The 15,664-nt window shown below is 74.4% G+C and carries 18 protein-coding genes; 5 read left to right on the plus strand and 13 right to left on the minus strand.

Annotated elements, in window-relative coordinates; all coding sequences use genetic code 11:
- Positions 1 to 86: 86 nt before the first annotated feature.
- Positions 87 to 653, minus strand: a complete 567-nt coding sequence (locus ACSHWO_RS04370) for a DJ-1/PfpI family protein (RefSeq protein WP_361085683.1) — start codon at positions 651 to 653, stop codon at positions 87 to 89.
- Positions 654 to 919: 266 nt separating this feature from the next.
- On the opposite strand from ACSHWO_RS04370, the gene ACSHWO_RS04375 reads away from it, so the two are divergent.
- Positions 920 to 1,741, plus strand: a complete 822-nt coding sequence (locus ACSHWO_RS04375; protein WP_438310115.1) for an endonuclease I family protein — start codon at positions 920 to 922, stop codon at positions 1,739 to 1,741.
- Between the two features lie 84 nt (positions 1,742 to 1,825).
- Positions 1,826 to 2,134 carry a hypothetical protein gene (locus ACSHWO_RS04380; protein ID WP_361085688.1) on the plus strand — a complete coding sequence of 103 codons (309 nt, stop codon included), beginning with the start codon at positions 1,826 to 1,828 and terminating at the stop codon, positions 2,132 to 2,134.
- 115 nt (positions 2,135 to 2,249) lie between these two features.
- On the opposite strand, the gene ACSHWO_RS04385 is transcribed toward ACSHWO_RS04380, so the two are convergent.
- The 3 genes from ACSHWO_RS04385 to ACSHWO_RS04395 all read right to left on the minus strand — a co-directional run bounded on the left by ACSHWO_RS04385 (position 2,250) and on the right by ACSHWO_RS04395 (position 5,844).
- Positions 2,250 to 3,881, minus strand: a complete 1,632-nt coding sequence (locus ACSHWO_RS04385; RefSeq protein ID WP_438310116.1) for a beta-N-acetylhexosaminidase — start codon at positions 3,879 to 3,881, stop codon at positions 2,250 to 2,252.
- Positions 3,882 to 3,956: 75 nt separating this feature from the next.
- Entirely contained in the window at positions 3,957 to 4,421 is a 465-nt protein-coding gene (locus ACSHWO_RS04390; protein WP_361085694.1) for a GlcG/HbpS family heme-binding protein, read from the minus strand.
- Between the two features lie 199 nt (positions 4,422 to 4,620).
- Positions 4,621 to 5,844, minus strand: coding sequence for an MFS transporter (locus tag ACSHWO_RS04395; protein WP_438310117.1), 1,224 nt, complete (start codon positions 5,842 to 5,844; stop codon positions 4,621 to 4,623).
- 245 nt (positions 5,845 to 6,089) lie between these two features.
- Between ACSHWO_RS04395 and ACSHWO_RS04400 the strand changes: the two genes are divergently transcribed.
- Both ACSHWO_RS04400 and ACSHWO_RS04405 read left to right on the plus strand, forming a co-directional pair.
- On the plus strand, positions 6,090 to 6,569 hold the full coding sequence (locus ACSHWO_RS04400; RefSeq protein WP_438310118.1) for a MarR family winged helix-turn-helix transcriptional regulator: 480 nt from the start codon (positions 6,090 to 6,092) through the stop codon (positions 6,567 to 6,569).
- 7 nt (positions 6,570 to 6,576) lie between these two features.
- Positions 6,577 to 7,281, plus strand: a complete 705-nt coding sequence (locus ACSHWO_RS04405; protein WP_361085703.1) for a ribonuclease H family protein — start codon at positions 6,577 to 6,579, stop codon at positions 7,279 to 7,281.
- Here the strand turns inward: ACSHWO_RS04405 and ACSHWO_RS04410 are convergent.
- The 5 genes from ACSHWO_RS04410 to ACSHWO_RS04430 form a co-directional block, all read right to left on the minus strand.
- Positions 7,278 to 7,856, minus strand: a complete 579-nt coding sequence (locus tag ACSHWO_RS04410; RefSeq protein ID WP_438310119.1) for a hypothetical protein — start codon at positions 7,854 to 7,856, stop codon at positions 7,278 to 7,280. The two genes, ACSHWO_RS04405 and ACSHWO_RS04410, sit on opposite strands and share 4 nt — an antisense overlap.
- On the minus strand, positions 7,853 to 8,581 hold the full coding sequence (locus ACSHWO_RS04415; RefSeq protein ID WP_438310120.1) for an RNA polymerase sigma factor: 729 nt from the start codon (positions 8,579 to 8,581) through the stop codon (positions 7,853 to 7,855). The genes ACSHWO_RS04410 and ACSHWO_RS04415 overlap by 4 nt, the downstream gene beginning before the upstream one ends.
- 8 nt (positions 8,582 to 8,589) lie before the next feature.
- Positions 8,590 to 9,060: an LAETG motif-containing sortase-dependent surface protein gene (locus ACSHWO_RS04420; RefSeq protein WP_361085712.1), complete on the minus strand. Its 471-nt coding sequence runs from the start codon at positions 9,058 to 9,060 to the stop codon at positions 8,590 to 8,592.
- A gap of 186 nt (positions 9,061 to 9,246) precedes the next feature.
- Positions 9,247 to 10,836, minus strand: a complete 1,590-nt coding sequence (locus ACSHWO_RS04425) for a glycosyltransferase family 2 protein (RefSeq protein ID WP_438310121.1) — start codon at positions 10,834 to 10,836, stop codon at positions 9,247 to 9,249.
- A 69-nt stretch (positions 10,837 to 10,905) separates the two neighbouring features.
- The gene (locus ACSHWO_RS04430; protein WP_438310122.1) at positions 10,906 to 11,280 is read right to left on the minus strand and encodes a YbjQ family protein; all 375 of its coding nucleotides are present in this window, start codon (positions 11,278 to 11,280) and stop codon (positions 10,906 to 10,908) included.
- A gap of 580 nt (positions 11,281 to 11,860) precedes the next feature.
- On the opposite strand from ACSHWO_RS04430, the gene ACSHWO_RS04435 reads away from it, so the two are divergent.
- Entirely contained in the window at positions 11,861 to 12,541 is a 681-nt protein-coding gene (locus ACSHWO_RS04435) for an SH3 domain-containing protein (protein WP_385804476.1), read from the plus strand.
- Between the two features lie 15 nt (positions 12,542 to 12,556).
- Here the strand turns inward: ACSHWO_RS04435 and ACSHWO_RS04440 are convergent, their stop codons facing one another.
- The 4 genes from ACSHWO_RS04440 to ACSHWO_RS04455 all read right to left on the minus strand — a co-directional run bounded on the left by ACSHWO_RS04440 (position 12,557) and on the right by ACSHWO_RS04455 (position 15,647).
- Positions 12,557 to 12,916, minus strand: a complete 360-nt coding sequence (locus ACSHWO_RS04440; protein ID WP_385804478.1) for an NYN domain-containing protein — start codon at positions 12,914 to 12,916, stop codon at positions 12,557 to 12,559.
- A gap of 29 nt (positions 12,917 to 12,945) precedes the next feature.
- Positions 12,946 to 13,887, minus strand: a complete 942-nt coding sequence (locus ACSHWO_RS04445) for an AAA family ATPase (protein WP_438310123.1) — start codon at positions 13,885 to 13,887, stop codon at positions 12,946 to 12,948.
- A 3-nt stretch (positions 13,888 to 13,890) separates the two neighbouring features.
- Positions 13,891 to 15,105 carry an RNA ligase gene (locus ACSHWO_RS04450; RefSeq protein WP_438310124.1) on the minus strand — a complete coding sequence of 405 codons (1,215 nt, stop codon included), beginning with the start codon at positions 15,103 to 15,105 and terminating at the stop codon, positions 13,891 to 13,893.
- A 107-nt stretch (positions 15,106 to 15,212) separates the two neighbouring features.
- The gene (locus ACSHWO_RS04455; RefSeq protein WP_361085731.1) at positions 15,213 to 15,647 is read right to left on the minus strand and encodes a VOC family protein; all 435 of its coding nucleotides are present in this window, start codon (positions 15,645 to 15,647) and stop codon (positions 15,213 to 15,215) included.
- Between the last annotated feature and the right edge of the window lie 17 nt (positions 15,648 to 15,664).

The following is a 15,664-nucleotide window of genomic DNA, read 5'->3' on the forward strand; positions in this document are numbered from 1 at the left end:
ACCTCAGCACACCACCGCCGCCCCGTCAGGCCCCGGCCGGGACCTTCACAAGGGAATGGGGAACGTCCCCTTCGTCACCGGAGGGATCAGGCCACCGGGGCCTCGACGGCGAGGACCTTGAGGAACTCGCGCATCCACGCCGGGTGGTCGGGCCAGGCGCGCGCCGAGACCAGCTTGTCGTCGACGACGGCCTCGGCGTCCTCGAAGTCGGCGCCGGCTGCCTTCATGTCCAGCTGGAGCGCCGGGTACGCGGTCACCCGGCGCCCGGCCAGCGAGCCGGTCGCCGCCGTGATCAGCGGGCCGTGGCAGATCTGCGCGACCGGCTTGCCGGCGGCGGCGAAGGCGCCCAGGATCCGCTGCACGTCCTCGTCGTTGCGCAGGTACTCGGGCGCCCGGCCGCCCGGGACGACGACGGCCGCGTACTGCCCGGGGTCCACGTCGGCGAAGGCCACGTCAGCGGGCCAGGTGTAGCCGGGCTTCTCGGTGTAGGTGTCGAAGCCGTCCTCGAAGTCGTGCACCACGAAGCGCAGTCGCTTGACGGCGGGGGCCGCGATGTGGACCTCGTACCCCTCCTCGCGCAGCCGCTGGTACGGGTAGAGGACTTCCAGCGACTCCGCCGCGTCGCCGGTCACGATGAGGATCTTCACTGCCATGGGCTGCTCCCGGTAAGGGTGTTCACGCCGTCGTGGTCTCGCTCGCGCCCGGTCGCTACCGGGCCCCGGCCACCCTGCCCGCGCCCGGACCCCCTGCCAAGGGGCCGTCACCCGATCGGGGGAGCCCCGGTCCACAAGGACTGTCCGGTTTCCCGACACGTGCGCTTCATCTGTACGGCACATGACAATGCAACCCTCGCTCCGCCACCCGACACCCCGCCGACTGCACCGGCGGGGACGGTGCGTCGGAGAGGAACCCCCACGTCATGACCATCTCCCGGAGAACCGGCTGGGCCGTCGGCCTCGCCGTCGCGACCCTGGTCGCCGTACCGGCCGCCGCCACGGCGGGTACTGCTCCCCAGGCCGCCGCGACCGCGCAGCCCGCGACCGCGGCGGGCGCCGCCGTGGACGCGTACTACGCGCCCGCCGAGGGCAAGACCGGGGCGGCGCTGAAGACCGCGCTGCACGACATCGTCAAGAACCAGTCCAAGATCGGCTACGACGCCGTGTGGAACGCCCTGAAGGTCACCGACCAGGACCCGGCGAACCCGAACAACGTCATCCTCGTCTACTCGGGCCGCTCCCAGTCCAAGTCCACCAACGGCGGCGGCGCCAACGACTGGAACCGCGAGCACGTCTGGGCCAAGAGCCACGGCGACTTCGGCACGGCCACCGGCCCCGGCACGGACCTGCACCACCTGCGCCCCGAGGACGTCACGGTCAACAGCACCCGCGGCAACAAGGACTTCGACCGCGGCGGCAGCCCGGTCGCCGAGGCCCCGGGCAGCTACACCGACGCCGACTCCTTCGAACCGCGCAACGCGGTCAAGGGCGACGTCGCGCGGATGCTGCTGTACATGGCGGTCCGCTACGACGGTGGCGACGGCTTCCCGGACCTGGAGGTGAACGACCTCGTGGGCAACGGCAGCGCCCCGGCGATCGGCCGGATCAGCGTGCTCAAGGAATGGAACCGGATCGACCCGCCGGACGCCTTCGAGAAGCGCCGCAACCAGGTCATCTACGACACCTACCAGCACAACCGGAACCCGTTCATCGACCACCCGGAGTGGGTCGACTCCATCTGGTGACCCAGGATTGCCCCCTCGCGGACCGGGTATCCGCAGGTCAGCGGCTGCAGTACGCACCCAGCGCGGCAGCCGACGGAGGTCGTCATGGACGATGCCGGACTCTCCGGCCGCGAGCAGCGCGCCCTCTCCGCGTCCGAGGCGGAGCTGCGGCAGGACCGCTCGCTCGACCGGATCCTGCGCTTCGGCCGGCTGCGCCACCACGCCATGGCGGCGGGCGCGCTAGGCCTGGTGACGGTGGGGCTGCTGATCGCGGCCTCGGTCACCGTGTCCCTGCCGCTGATCTGGGGCTTCGCGGCCGCCTGGACCCTGACGGTCGCGATGGCGCTGCCGCTGCTGGCGCAGTGGCTGCGCCACCGCTGGCAGGTCCGCGACCATACGGGCCGGGCGGGCTGACGCCGGGCGGGCCGACGCTCCCCCGCCCCAGTCCGGTCGGGGCGGTCCGGGTCTCCAGCCGGGCCGGCGGGCCGCCGAAGCAGGGCCCTCGCCGACCGGCCGCCCCCGAGCGGGACTAGGAACCGGCGGGGCGGACCCGGTCGACGAGGGCCGTGAACCCCGTCCACGGCTGCTGCGGGGGCCGCGCGTCCCAGACCTTCTGGGACAGCGCGGCCAGCGGCAGCCGGATGCCCTCCGCCACCTGCGCCTGGGTCTGCGCACCGGCGAGGTCGCTCCAGACGGCGAGCCGGCCGCCCAGGATCTGCGGTGCGTACCGGGCGGGCACGGGGGTGGTCCCGCGCAGGACCAGCGGGGTCCACTCCTCGTAGATCCGCCGACCGGTGGGGTAGGTGAACTGGTTCGGCTGGCCCAGCACGTAGTAGAGGTACTCGTCGTTGAGGTTGACGAGCCTGCGGCCCTCGGCGAGGTACGAGACCGGCGGCCGGGCCCCGTTCTCGCGGCCGGTCCAGTACTCGACCTGGATGTCCTGCGCGGGCCGCACCACCCCGCCGGCGAACATCCCGTCGTTCCACGCCTTGGGGAGCCGGCCCGCAGGGCGCACCACGCCCGCCCGGTCGTTCAGCCAGCCGGTGGCCAGGTCGCGCACCTTCGCCGAGGGCCCGTACCGCTGTCGTGCCGCCTGCGCGAGCTGCGGGAAGGAGGCCTCCGGGTTGCGGTAGACCAGCGCCTGGTACTCGTCCGCTCCCAGGTGCCAGGTGGCGCCCGGGAACAGCGGGAGGTACTCGCGGACCAGTTCGTCGACGAGCCGGGCCGCGGCCGGATCGGAGATGTCCACGGCGCCCTTGACGGCCCGGCCCTGTACGTCGCGCAGTTGCAGGTCGGGGTGGGCGCGCAGCACGGCGCCGAGGTGGCCCGGGGAGTCGATCTCGGGGACGACGGTGATGTGCAGGCGGGCGGCGAGCTCGTTGATCCTCCGCACCTCGGCCTTGGTCAGGTGGGGGGTGGAGACGATCTCGGGGTGGGTGTCGGACTGGATCCGGAAGGCCTGGTCGTCGGAGAAGTGCAGGCCGAGCTGGTTGAGTTTGAAGTCGGCCATCTCGCGCAGCCGGGCCTCGATCCAGTCCGCGGTGTAGTTCTTGCGGGCGATGTCGAGGTTCAGTCCGCGCTGTGGTTTGGCGGGGGCGTCGCGCACGGTGCCCTCGGGGGCCGAACCGGCCGCCCTGACCGCCTGCTTGAGGGTCCGGGTGCCGTAGAAGACGCCGGCCTGGTCGGGGCCGGTGATGCGGGCGCGGCCGTCCTTCACGGTGAGGGTGTACGACTCGGGGGGCCCGGATCCCGGGGCGGCGAGGGCGAGTTCGACGTCTCCCGGGCGGGCGGCGGCCGAGTCGGTGAAGCCGAGCCGGAGTTCACCGGCGAGCAGCATGCCCTCGTCGGCGAGGGCCGCGCGGTTCGCGGCGGGTACGACGACCCGCGCGCCCGGGGCGGGCTTCCATCCGGGGCCGCGGGCGGGGGTGTGCTCGCGGACGGCCGGGACGGTGCGCGGGGCCGAGGACAGCGGGTAGGACGGCGTCGGCGAGGGTTCGGTCGCGGCGGCCGCCGGGCCGGTGCCGGGGGCCTGCCCGGTCGGGCCGGTGGGGGCTCCCGCGCTGCGGCCGTCGCGGGGGGCGGCGGTGCAGGCGGGGACGGCAAGGGCGACGAGCGCGGCGGCGGTGGCCGTCGCGAGGGCGTGGGCTGTCCTGTGTCGCATGGCTCTTCTCATGGTGCACCCGTGTCCCCCGTACCAACGTGGCACGGGGGACACGGGTGCGCGAGTCGGCCGGGCTCAGGCGTCCGGTGCCCCGGCCTCGTCGCGGGCGGCGAGCTCGGCGAGGGCGGCGACGGCGAAGCCGTGGTCCTCCGCGGGGGCCGCGCCGCCCACCCCGACGGCGCCGATGATCCGGCCCGCGCGGTGGACGGGCAGCCCGCCGGCGATGAACAGCAGCGGCCGGTCGAGGGCGGTGGGCAGGGTGTGGAACGGCCCGTCGGGGCGGACGGCGTCGACCAGGTCGGCGGTGGGGGCGTCCAGTTGGAGGGCGGTGTACGCCTTGCGGGTGCTGGTCTCGCCGGAGATCAGCACGGCGCGGTCGTCGCGGCGGAAGGCGAGCAGGTGGCCGCCCGCGTCGAGGACGGTGACGCTGACGGCGGCGCCCGCGGCCTCGGCGGCGGCCCGGGCTGCCGCGACGAGGAGTTCGGCGTCGTCGGTGGTCAGCGGGGCGACGGCGGTGCGGGGGCGGGTGGCGGTGGACATGGCGGGTTCTCCCGGGGTGGTGCGGTGGTCGGGTGACGGTGAGGGGTGCGGCGGCGTGCCGCGGATCGGTGAAGCGGGGCCCGGTGGGCCAGTGGGGCAGTGGGGCAGTGGATCGCCGGCCCGGGGGCCCGGCGGACCGGCGGACCGGCGGACCGGTGGACCGGGGCGCCGTGGACCCGTGGGCCCGTGGGCCCGTGGATCAGCGGCGGGCTGCGGCCGCGGCCGGCTCCGCGGCCGGCCCGGCCGCGGAGGCCGCGGCGATGCGGCCCGGGCGGGGGGCCGTACGCCGCTCCAGCGCACCGGAGACGAGGGCGAGGACCAGGGCGGAGCCGGCCAGCGCGGCGCCGACCCAGTTCGGGGCGGTCCAGCCGAACCCGGCGGCGATGACGAGCCCGCCCAGCCAGGCGGCGAGCGCGTTGCCGAGGTTGAAGGCGCCGATGTTGACGGCGGAGGCCAGGGTGGGCGCGCCGGCGGCCTGGTCGAGGACCCGCTTCTGCAGGGGCGGCACGGTGGCGAAGCCGAGGGCCCCGATGAGGACGACGGTGACGGCAGCGCCGGCCCTGGAGTGGGCGGTGAGCGTGAACAGGGCGAGCACGAGGGCGAGGGCGCCCAGGGAGGCGTACAGCATCGGCATCAGGGCGCGGTCGGCGAGCCGGCCGCCGAGGAGGTTGCCGCCGACCATGCCGAGGCCGAAGAGGACGAGGAGCCAGGTGACGGAGGCGTCGGCGAAGCCGGCGACCTCGGTCATCATCGGCGTGATGTAGGTGATGGCGGCGAAGACGCCGCCGAAGCCGAGGACGGTCATGGCCATCGCGAGCAGCACCTGGACGTTCCGGAAGGCGGCCAGCTCGTGCCGGATCCGGACGCCCTCGGGCCGGGGCAGCTCCGGGACGAGCCGGGCGATGCCGAGGAGGCCGAGCACGCCGAGGGCGGCGACGATCAGGAAAGTGGTCCGCCAGCCCAAGGTCTGGCCGACGAGGGTGCCGAGGGGGACGCCGACGACGTTGGCCACGGTCAGGCCCGTGAACATCATGGCGATGGCGCCGGCCTTCTTCTCGGGTGCGACGAGCTCCGCGGCGACGACCGAGCCGATGCCGAAGAAGGCCCCGTGGGCGAGGGAGGCGACGACGCGCCCGGCCAGCATGGCGCCGAAGACCGGGGCGAGGGCGGAGAGCACGTTGCCGGCCACGAACAGGACCATGAGCAGCATCAGCATGCGCTTGCGGGGGATGCGCGTGCCCAGGACGGTCATCAGCGGGGCCCCGAGGACGACGCCGAGGGCGTATCCGGTGACGAGGAAGCCCGCGGTGGGGATGGAGACGCCGTAGTCGGCGGCGACCTCGGGGAGCAGGCCCATGATCACGAACTCGGTGGTGCCGATCCCGAAGGCACCGATGGCCAGGGCGAGCAGGGCGAGAGGCATGAGGGAGGTGCCCTTCAGGGGTGGGGGGTGGACAGGCGCGGTGGCATCACGGAAGGCACGAGACGAAGCACGAAGCACGAAGCACGAAGCACGAAGCACCGAAACAATGCGACCGCCGATTGCCTGCGTCCACATTAATTGCAGACGCGGGATATTTGCAAACGCGGGCTATTGCATCAGTCGCCTATCCTGGAGGCACTCGGGACGGGGAACGGTCCGGCCCGGGGACCTGCAAGGAGGAGCCCATGACGGCCACGGACAGCGCGCTGACCGCCCTCGCCCAGGGCTGGTGCGCCCTCTCCCTGCTGCACGGGCGGATCGAGGCGCACATCGAGCGGGCCCTACAGGCGCAGCACGGGCTGAGCGTCCGCGAGTACTCGCTGCTCGACGTCCTCAGCCGCCAGCACAACGGCCCGGGCGGCCACCTGCGCATGAACCAGGTGGCCGACGCGGTGGTCCTCAGCCAGAGCGCCACCACCCGGCTGGTGAGCCGACTGGAGGACCGCGGGCTGCTGAACCGCTACCTCTGCGACACCGACCGGCGCGGCATCTACACCGATGTGAGCGGGGCCGGCCTGGCCCTGCTGGCCGCGGCCCGGCCGACCAACGACGCCGCGCTGCGCGAGGCCCTGGCCGCGGCCAGGCTCAAGCCCGAGCTCGCCCCGCTGGTCGACGCCGTGGAGAACATCCGGCCCGGCACGGGCACCCCCGCGGTTGGGGCATGATCGAGGGATGTCTGAACGGATCATTGCCGCCTGCGACGGGGCGGCGAAGGGCAATCCCGGGCCGGCCGGATGGGCGTGGGTCATCGCCGACGCCGAAGGCCGCCCGGAACGCTGGGAGGCCGGCCCGCTGGGCCGGGCCACCAACAACGTGGGCGAGCTGACCGCCCTGCAGAGGCTGTTGGAGGCCCTCGAACCGGGGACGGCCGTGGAGGTGCGGATGGACTCGCAGTACGCGATGAAGGCCGTCACCCAGTGGCTCCCCGCCTGGAAGCGCAACGGGTGGAAGACCGCTGCGGGCAAGCCGGTGGCCAACCGGGAGCTCGTCGAACGCATCGACCAGCTCCTCGCGGAGCGGGACGTGCAGTTCCGCTACGTCCCCGCGCACCGCACCGACGGCGACCGGCTGAACGCCATCGCCGACCAGGCCGCCAGCGACGCCGCCGTCTCCCAGGAGGCCGCCGGCACCGCGCTCGGCAGCACCGACCTGCCCGTGCCCGACCCCGGCCGCGCCACCCCCGTCCGGCGGCCCTCCGGCAGCCCGGCGAAGAAGGCGGCCGCGGGCCGCAGCCGGGCCTCCGTCAAGGCGAAGTTCCCCGGCAGCTGCCCCTGCGGGAAGCCCTACGCCTCCGGCGAGACCATCGCCAAGGTCGGCGCCCGCTGGGGGCACCTCGCCTGCGCCACCGCCTCCGGCCCGGCCGAAACCGCCGACTAGAGCGGTCTGCTCGCGCTCGGGGACGGGCTGCGCTGCGGCGAGGACTGCACCGGGGTCCCCGTGGGCGGCGCGCCCGCCGACCGCGACGGGTTCGGGGTCGGCGACGTCGACCGCGTCCCCGTCGGGCCCGGCGACATGCCGGGCGACGGCGTCGACCGGGGCCCGGCCCCCGTGGGCGGGGACGACGGCACCGCCGACGGTCCGGGGCTTCCGGACGACGGGCCCGGCCCCGGGGCCGGGGAACCCGGGTCGGGCGGCGAGGCCGGCGGCAGCGGGCGGGCGGGCGGCGCATCGGGGGCCAGGACGGCGTACCCGACCACGGCCGCGGCCGCCGCGGCCAGTCCTGCCAGCGGCGCCGCCCAGCGCCGCGACCGCAGCCACACCACGGCGGCCGGCCGGCGGGAGTGCGGCCCCGGCGGGGCGGCGGGGCGCAGCTCGCGGACGGTGACCGAGGTCGCCCGGGCGTCGAGGGCGGCCCGCAGCCTGCGCTCGACCGGGCGCTCGACGGGGGGCGCGCCCGAGTGCCTGCCCGGGGGTCTGCCCGCGCCCCCGCCGGGGCGCTCGCCGTACGTCATATGCGTCCCTCCAGAATCCGTTCCAGCGCGTCCAGGGCGCGGCTCGCGTTCGACTTCACCGCACCCCGGCTGATCCCGAGGGTGGCGGCGATCTCCGCCTCGCTCAGTTCGGCCCAGTAGCGCAGCACCAGCACCTGCCGGCGGCGCGGGGTCAGCCGGGCGAGCGCGGCGAGGACCTCGCGGTGGGCCTCGTCGAGGACCACGTGCTCCTCCGCGGACGGCAGGTCCTGCGCCGCGGGCGGGGTCCAGGCGCGGGCCGTGCGCCGGCGGCGCAGGACGGACCGGGCGGTGTTGACCACGGCCGTGCGCAGGTAGCCCAGGGCGTTGTCGACCTCGGCGATCCGCTCTCCGTGGCGGCGGTAAAGGGCCGTGAAGGCGTCCTGCACCACGTCCTCGGCGGTGGCCAGGTCGTCGACGAGCAGGACGGCCAGGCGGACCATCGGCAGCCGGTGGGCGTGGTACAGCTCGGAGACCGTCGGCCGCGGCGGATCGCCGTCGCCGCTGCGGATGCCGTCGTACGCGGACCCGCCGTACGCGTACGAGGCCCCGGCCGCGGGCCCGGCTCCGTAGGGGCGTGCGGCGGCCTGCGGCGGGACGGCCGGGACCGGAGCGGACGGGGCGGGCCGCTCGCGGCGCAGCGCCCACGCCCGCAGGCCCCGCCACGCCCGGCCGAGGCCGGGCGCGAGGGGCCGTGCGAGGGGGACCGGTGGTGCGAGGTGGAGCACGGAGTTCCTCAGCCGTCGGTGCGGCGCCGGACGGCGTACAGGGTCCCGCCGCCCGCGGCCAGGAGCACGGCGGCCCCGGCTCCCAGGGCGACGTTGGTCGAGGAGGATCCGGTCTGCGCGAGTTCGCCGTCGGCGGGCGAGGGCGACGCGGACGGCGTCCGGCCGGGCTGGCTCGGCGCTGCGCTCGGGGCGGCACTGGGCACGGCCGTCGGGGGGACGCTGACCGACGGGGTCGGCCGGCCGCCCGGGGTGGTGGTCGGCGGCGCGCTCGGCACGGCGCTCGGGGCCGCACTGGGCGTGGCGCTCGGCGGCACGCTCCGCGTCGCGGTGGGCGCGGGCGACGGCGTGGCCGATGCCGCGTGCACGGTGGATGCCGTCCCGGCGAGGGCGGCCGCCGCCCCGGCGGCCACGAGGGCGGCGGCGGCCGCCCGGCGCAGCGACGGGCGGGCGGGCACGGGAACGCGCTTGGGGTTGGTCACGGTGGTTCTCCACGGTCGGGTCGGGGACGCGGGATGACGCCCTTCACCCCCGCACGACGCGCGACCCCCGGGGAGGTTGCCGCCGTGCGCAGAAAAGTTTCTGCGAATATCTGACCGGTTGGCTGCGTCGGACCGGTTGGCCGCGCGGGGTCGGGTGGCCGCGGGGGGGTCGGGACGCGCCCGCCGTCATCCCGCCGACTGCGGGATCATCCGGCGGACGACCTCGAAGCTGAGGTTTCCGTACGCGGTGAAGAAGGGCGCGGCCGCGAGTTCGGTGGCCCCGCCCGCCTCGCGGGCCAGGACCTTGGCCCGGCGGGCCGTCCGGTCCAGGTCGGGCGCGTGCCGGCGGCCCAGCCGGACCGTGCGCGCCACCCCGTCCGCGCGCACCTTCAGGAAGCAGTCCCACAGGCCCGGCGGCAGCGGCGCTCCCCCGGCCACCGTCGCCAGGTCGAACTCCGCCAGGAACCCCGCCATGTCCAGCCCCGGCTCGCGCTCGGCGAGTTCGGGGGCCGGACACGGGGCGGCGGGCACCGCGTACTCGTGTCCCGTGTCCCGCTCGCGCAGGACGAGTTCGCTGTCCATGCGGTCCGTGCCGAGGCTCTGGATCCAGCCGTGCCCGGTCAGCCGGACCCGGCGGCCCTGCCAGGTCATCGAGGCCAGCTGGTGCTGCGTCTTGAGCTGCCCGGTCACGTCGAAGAGCACGTCGGGCAGGCCCGCGACCGGATCACGGAAGAGGGGGTAGCAGCGGTACACGCGACCGTTCTCGACGACCTCCCGGGGCGCCGGCTCCTTCGCCGGGTCGTACTCCATCAACTGCTCGAAGGCGGTGAGGGGGCCGCAGGCGAAGGCGTACAACCGGATCCAGTCGATCCGGGCGAGCTCCCCGCCCATGTCGGGGGTCCAGTACGTCTCGACCAGCGTCCGCGCCCGCCCGTAGACCTCGGCCGTGTACGCGGGGTCGCCGTGGCGGGCGGTGACGGCCGGCCGCAGGGCCGTGCGCAGCAGGCTGCGGAAGTGGCGGCCGAGCATCCGGCGCCGTCCCACCGGGTCCTGGACGCGGTCGGCGACCAGCGCCATGACGCGTTCGATGTGGGCGACGGTGTCGTGGGCGGTGCGGGGGCGCGAGGTGAGGTTGCCGCCGTCGTCGCGGCGGCGCAGGTAGTAGCAGTCGTAGTCGCCGACCACGGATATCTTCCCGGCGGCCAGGAAGACGGAGGTGACGAAGATCTGGTCCTCGCCGTACCAGAGGTCCTCCGGGTAGCGCAGCCGTGCGTCCTCGATGGTCGTACGGCGCATCAGCTTGGCCGAGTGCAGCGAGCGGTAGACCTCCGAGGTGTAGAGGTCGGCCTCCGGGGCGTGCTTGTGGGCCTTCTCGGAGACGGACCGGCCGAGGCCGACCTGCTTGGCGAGGACGACGTCGCTGCCCTGGGCGTCGGCCATGGCGAGCAGCCGCTGGAGGGCCTCGGGGCCCAGCATGTCGTCGGCGTCGACGAAGAAGACGTACCGCCCGCGGGCCAGGTCCAGGGCCCGGTTGCGCGGTGCGCCGGGGCCGCCGGAGTTCGGCTGGTGCAGCACGCGGATCTGCGGGTGGCGTGCCGCGAAGTGGTCGAGTTCGGCGCCGCTGCCGTCCGTCGAGCCGTCGTCGACCGCGATGACCTCCAGGCGGTCGGGCCCGAAACCCTGCGCCATGACCGATTCGAGGCATTCGGTCAGGTAGGGCATCGCGTTGTAGACGGCGATGATCACGGAAACGTCGGGCACGAACTGGTGGTACATGCCCTGAGCATAGGGTTCGCGGGGCACCGCTCCCGCAGCCGGGACCGGGCCGCGGCGGCGGGGCAGGGGTCAGGAGCCGGCGGGGACGAGGACGACGGCGGTGCCGTAGGCACACACCTCGGTGCCCACGTCGGCGGCCTCGGTCACGTCGAAGCGCATCATGAGCACGGCGTTCGCGCCGCGGGCCTTGGCTGCCTCGATGAGCCGTTCCATGGCCTGGTTGCGGGTCTCCACCAGGGTCTTGGTCAGGCCCTTCAGCTCGCCGCCGATCATCGACTTCAGGCCGGCGCCGATCTGGCTGCCCAGGTGGCGGGAGCGGACGGTGAGGCCGAAGACCTCCCCGACCACCTGCTCCACCCGGTACCCGGGGACGTCGTTGGTCGTCACGACCAGGACTCCGGTCTGCTGGGCCTCGGGGCCGCCGGTGTAGTCGTCGATACCCATGGCACCCACTGTGGCGGCGGGCCCGCGGCCGCGCATCCGCAGCGCCGCCCGTCGGGTGGCGGATCGGGCGGGCCGGGTGGCGGGCGGGGCGGCGGGCCGGGGCGGCGCGGGGCCAGGTCAGCCGGGCGGCAGGCCCGGACCCGATCAGGAACTGGTTCGCCCTCGGCCGGCCGGTCCCGCAACGGTGACCGAGACGCGGCTGCCGGTACGGCCTGTCCCGCAGCCCGCCCGCGTGACTACGCCCCCGGTTGTACGCGGGGGCCGCCCTCGGGTGTAGGCGGGATTCACCCTGCGGACGGGTGAGCGGGACGGCTCCGTCCGCGTACATTCGCCGTGGTGGCGCTGTCCGGTACCGGCCCCGGTCTCCGGCGCCGCGCGGCGAGGCCGTGCCCGTACGGGGGCGGGCACGGCCCCACGTACACCTGAGCGACACCCGTTGGGCATTTCGGGCGAGATGACGGTGCGTCATCGGGGCGGCGCGATGCGCCCTCGTCATAGTCGTCCCTGGCGACCGCCCGGTCGCCGCACCGGACCGCGGCGCATCGCGGCCGGGCGGATGCCTTCGCAGAGGAGCCTGCACATGCTGAAGCCCACCAGGGCCGTCCTCGCTCTCGCCGCCGGAAGCCTGGTGCTCGGCCTGGGCGGCCTGGGCGGCGCGGCCGCCGCAGCGGACGGCGGGAACGGGTCGTCCCGCGACCTCTTCGTCGAACCGGACCACGGGTCGTCGGGGAAGTACGAGGGCCGGCACTACACCGTCGGCAAGGTCGTCTCCCGCGGCTCCCTGACGGTCAGGAGCCTGCCGACGACCGACTCGCGCTCCGTCGGCAAGGTCAAGTCGGGCCAGAGGGTCGCGATCCTGTGCAAGGTGAAGGGCCAGAAGGTCGACGGCAACGACATCTGGTACCGCCTCCTGGTGAAGGAGCACGAGGACTCCCACAAGGACGAGAAGGACGACAAGAAGGAGGACGAGAAGGAGAACGGCGGCGAGGACGAGGAGCGGCAGGAAGAGCGCGAGGACCAGCGCGACGAGCAGGATGCGCAGGAGGAGCAGGACCAGCGCGAGGAGGACGCCGCCGAGGACGCCGACGAGCAGACCGACGAGGAGGCCGAGGGCGACGTCGAGGACGAGCTCGCCGAGGACTCCGACGAAGAGGCCGGCCTGTCCGCCAAGCGGGCGAGCAGCAGCAAGGACAGCAGCAAGAAGGCCTGGGTCTCCGCCCGCTACGTGAAGAACCTGGACCGCGTCGGCTCCTGCGACTGACCCGGGACCGCCCGGTCAGTGCTCCGGGCGTACGGCACGCGGCCCCACGCACTGCGCTCCGTACGCCCGGACCCGGGCCCGCAGTTCCCGGTCCGCCGTGACCACGGTGCAGTCGCGCCCGCTGTCCGCGAAGGACGCCACCAGCTCCACGATCCGGTCGTCGCCGCTGCCCGGCGCCGGGTCCACCCGTACTCCGGGCACGGACTCGACGCCCCGGGCGGCGCCCTCCACGACGAGGACCACCTCCTCACCGGCCACCCGGTCCCGCCGCGCCAGCCGGTCGCGCAGCCGCTCGGCCGCGCCGCGCCGGTCCCGCCACCAGCCGTCCGGGACGGATCCGACGACGTTGGCCCCGTCCACGATCAGCACGCTCACGGTCCCAGTATGGGTGGCCGGCCCCGGCTCTAGAAGTCGCCGTAGTTGACCTGCCAGGTGGGCAGGCCCATCCGGCGCCAGACCGCCACCACCCGGTCCCGGTCGTCGAGCGACACCCGCACCGCGTACCGGTGCCGCACGTGCGCGTCGAACAGCTCGGCCTTCACGATGTCGTCGCGGCGGGTGTCCCCGGCCGGGCGCATCCACAGCTCGTCGTACGGCACCCCGTGGCGGGCGAGCCACTCCTCGGTCTGCGGGCGGTGCTCCTCACCGCGCCCGGACAGCAGCACGACGGTGTCTCCCGAGGTGTGCCGGAAGGCGTGCAGCGCGTGGCGGACCGGCTCGTTCAGCGCGTCGATCCCGCAGCGCGAGAAGTCGTACGGGTTGCGGGCCCCGGTCAGCGCGAGGGTGCCGTCGATGTCGCACATCACCGCCGCGGGCAGCGCCGGGTCGGCCACGTACGGCTGCACGACCGGCTCGTCGTTCAGCCAGTCCGCGGTGAGCCGCCACCCGCCCCTGCGCGCCTTGGCGTGCTTGTCGGCGAGGATCCGGATGACCTCCTCGCCGACCGGCCGCTCGCGCCCGGCGTCCCGGCGCAGGCACTCCTCCACCGGGACGTGGGTGAAGTCGTGCACCACGAACGAGGCCCGGCCGGCGACCGCGGCCTTGAGCCGCTTGGGGATGTGCGAGGTCAGGTGCGTGTTGTCGACGACGACGTCGAAGCCGTCCTCGACGGCGGCGCTGACCGCCGCGTCCTGGACGGCAAGGACGGTCTGCTCGTGCCGGTAGGAGCGGCCCCGCTCGGGTGCGGGCACGTCGAGCATGGTGCGCAGGTCGTCGAGGTTGACGCGGCGCATCCGGCCGGCAGCCTCGGCCTGCAGGGCGCGCGCGGCGGTGGTCTTCCCCGAGGCCGGCAGCCCCGTCATGACGTGGACGACGGGCCGTACGGGCTCTTCGGGTCGTGCGGACACTGGTCAGTTCTCCTCATCGGTCGTGAACGGGTCGGACGCCTGCGGCCGCACATGGCGCCACACGACGAGCTCGGTCGGACGGTTGTCCAGACGCAGGAACAGCGCTGCGCGGATCCCGCTGTCGGGCAGCGCCTTCGCGGCGCGCGCGAACGCGCCCCGGTCGGAGGCGAGGTGCGCCAGCTGCGCGAAGGCCTCGTCGATGGCCCGCTCGCGCCGCGCGGCCTCGTCCTCCAGGCGGGCGATGACCCCGCGCACCCACGTGTCGAACTCGTCCGGCACCTGCTCCAGCAGCGCGTCCAGCGGCTTGCCGCCCCGGGCGTCCACCTCGGCGAGGGTGCAGCCCAGCCCCTGCGCGACCTGCTTGGCGGGCAGCCCGGCGAACCGCTGGACGCCGTGGCTGCGCCAGATGTCCCGCTCCGTGACACCGGTCAGCACCTTGTGGAGGCGAACGTATTCGGCCAGCTTGGCCTTCGCGCGCACGCCGGAGGCGAAGCGCAGCACGAACCCCTCGGCGTCGGTGCCGGTGGCGGCGCGGCCCCCGGGCAGGGTGCTCGCCCCGGTCAGCGCGACGAGCTCGTCGATCGGCATGGCGGGCCACAGGGTGACGACCGATCCGATGCCCTCCCAGTGGCCGGCTGCCTCGGCGAGCGGCACCTCGGCGCCGTCGGGGCCGAAGGCGGCGAGGAGCACCAGGTCGCGGCGGTCGCCGTAGTCGACGACGATACGGTTCTGCGGGTACAGGATCTCGGCGAGGTAGGTCGTGCCGGGCACGAGGGCCGAGGTGTCCCGGCCGTCGAGGCGGCGCTGCGCCCAGACCGCCTGCGTGCTGATGAACGACCCCTTGGACGCGACCCGCCAGGCGCCCGCGTAGTGGAAGACCACCGCGAGGCTGCCGTCGACCTTCTCGTACACCTCGAACGGCTCGTCGGGCAGGGCCGGGGCGTAGGGCTGTCCGGACTCGTGCTCGCCGACGTTGAAGAACTTCGGCAGCGGCAGGGCGACGACGGCACCGGTGGTGTCGTCGGCGACGAGTCCGCGGCAGCGGACGGTCACCTGGTTCCAGACCCGCTCGTACTGCGCCGTCCTGGTGTACGTGTAGATGGACAGCGGCAGTTCGGGGTGCGGCTTGCGACTGACGTGTCCGGCGTCGATGGCTGCCGCCAGCTCCTGCCGCGGCATCAGGTCGTCCAGAGTCAGGTAGGCCTGGCTGTGGCCCATGGGGTCCCTCCCGTTTTCGAGATGTCTCATTCTCGACTGCGGGAGGGAGTGCCCGGTACCGAATTACCGCTGGTCGCAGGGGTGCGGCCGACCCGGCCATGGCGGGGTCATGCGGACACGCAGAGTTCGTTGCCCTCCGGGTCGGCCAGGGTGGTCCAGGCGAACGGGCCCTGGCGGGCGTCGTGCAGGAAGGTGGCGCCGCGGTCGATCAGGCGCTCGACGACCGCCTTGGGGTCGTCGTTTCCGGTGCGGACGTCGAGGTGGACGCGGTTCTTCACGGTCTTGGGCTCGGGGACGTACTGGAAGAGGACCCGGGGCGCTCGGTCGGTGCCCTCGGGGTGGCGGATGGCGGTGCCCGCCTTCCAGACGAGCCTGCCGCGGTGGGTGGTGGTGTCGTCCTCGGAAGCGTGCCCCGCCGCGACGGTCCGGCGGATGAATTCCTCGTCCGTCGGCTCGACTTGCCAGCCGAGGGATTCCGCCCACCAGTCCGCGAGGGAGTGCGGGTCGGCGCTGTCGATGGTCACCTGGAACGTGTAGGCCATGGATCCGACCCTACCGA

Origin of the sequence: Streptomyces pallidus (ex Mingjun et al. 2026) (assembly GCF_051550185.1) — a bacterium.
Taxonomy (GTDB): domain Bacteria; phylum Actinomycetota; class Actinomycetes; order Streptomycetales; family Streptomycetaceae; genus Streptomyces.

Bases quoted from the DNA above. Each gene is read 5' to 3' on its own strand.
- ACSHWO_RS04370 (WP_361085683.1), bottom strand. From the start codon at position 653: ATGGCAGTGAAGATCCTCATCGTGACCGGCGACGCGGCGGAGTCGCTG.
- ACSHWO_RS04375 (WP_438310115.1), top strand. From the start codon at position 920: ATGACCATCTCCCGGAGAACCGGCTGGGCCGTCGGCCTCGCCGTCGCG.
- ACSHWO_RS04380 (WP_361085688.1), top strand. From the start codon at position 1,826: ATGGACGATGCCGGACTCTCCGGCCGCGAGCAGCGCGCCCTCTCCGCG.
- ACSHWO_RS04385 (WP_438310116.1), bottom strand. From the start codon at position 3,881: ATGCGACACAGGACAGCCCACGCCCTCGCGACGGCCACCGCCGCCGCG.
- ACSHWO_RS04390 (WP_361085694.1), bottom strand. From the start codon at position 4,421: ATGTCCACCGCCACCCGCCCCCGCACCGCCGTCGCCCCGCTGACCACC.
- ACSHWO_RS04395 (WP_438310117.1), bottom strand. From the start codon at position 5,844: ATGCCTCTCGCCCTGCTCGCCCTGGCCATCGGTGCCTTCGGGATCGGC.
- ACSHWO_RS04400 (WP_438310118.1), top strand. From the start codon at position 6,090: ATGACGGCCACGGACAGCGCGCTGACCGCCCTCGCCCAGGGCTGGTGC.
- ACSHWO_RS04405 (WP_361085703.1), top strand. From the start codon at position 6,577: ATGTCTGAACGGATCATTGCCGCCTGCGACGGGGCGGCGAAGGGCAAT.
- ACSHWO_RS04410 (WP_438310119.1), bottom strand. From the start codon at position 7,856: ATGACGTACGGCGAGCGCCCCGGCGGGGGCGCGGGCAGACCCCCGGGC.
- ACSHWO_RS04425 (WP_438310121.1), bottom strand. From the start codon at position 10,836: ATGTACCACCAGTTCGTGCCCGACGTTTCCGTGATCATCGCCGTCTAC.
- ACSHWO_RS04430 (WP_438310122.1), bottom strand. From the start codon at position 11,280: ATGGGTATCGACGACTACACCGGCGGCCCCGAGGCCCAGCAGACCGGA.
- ACSHWO_RS04435 (WP_385804476.1), top strand. From the start codon at position 11,861: ATGCTGAAGCCCACCAGGGCCGTCCTCGCTCTCGCCGCCGGAAGCCTG.
- ACSHWO_RS04450 (WP_438310124.1), bottom strand. From the start codon at position 15,105: ATGGGCCACAGCCAGGCCTACCTGACTCTGGACGACCTGATGCCGCGG.
- ACSHWO_RS04455 (WP_361085731.1), bottom strand. From the start codon at position 15,647: ATGGCCTACACGTTCCAGGTGACCATCGACAGCGCCGACCCGCACTCC.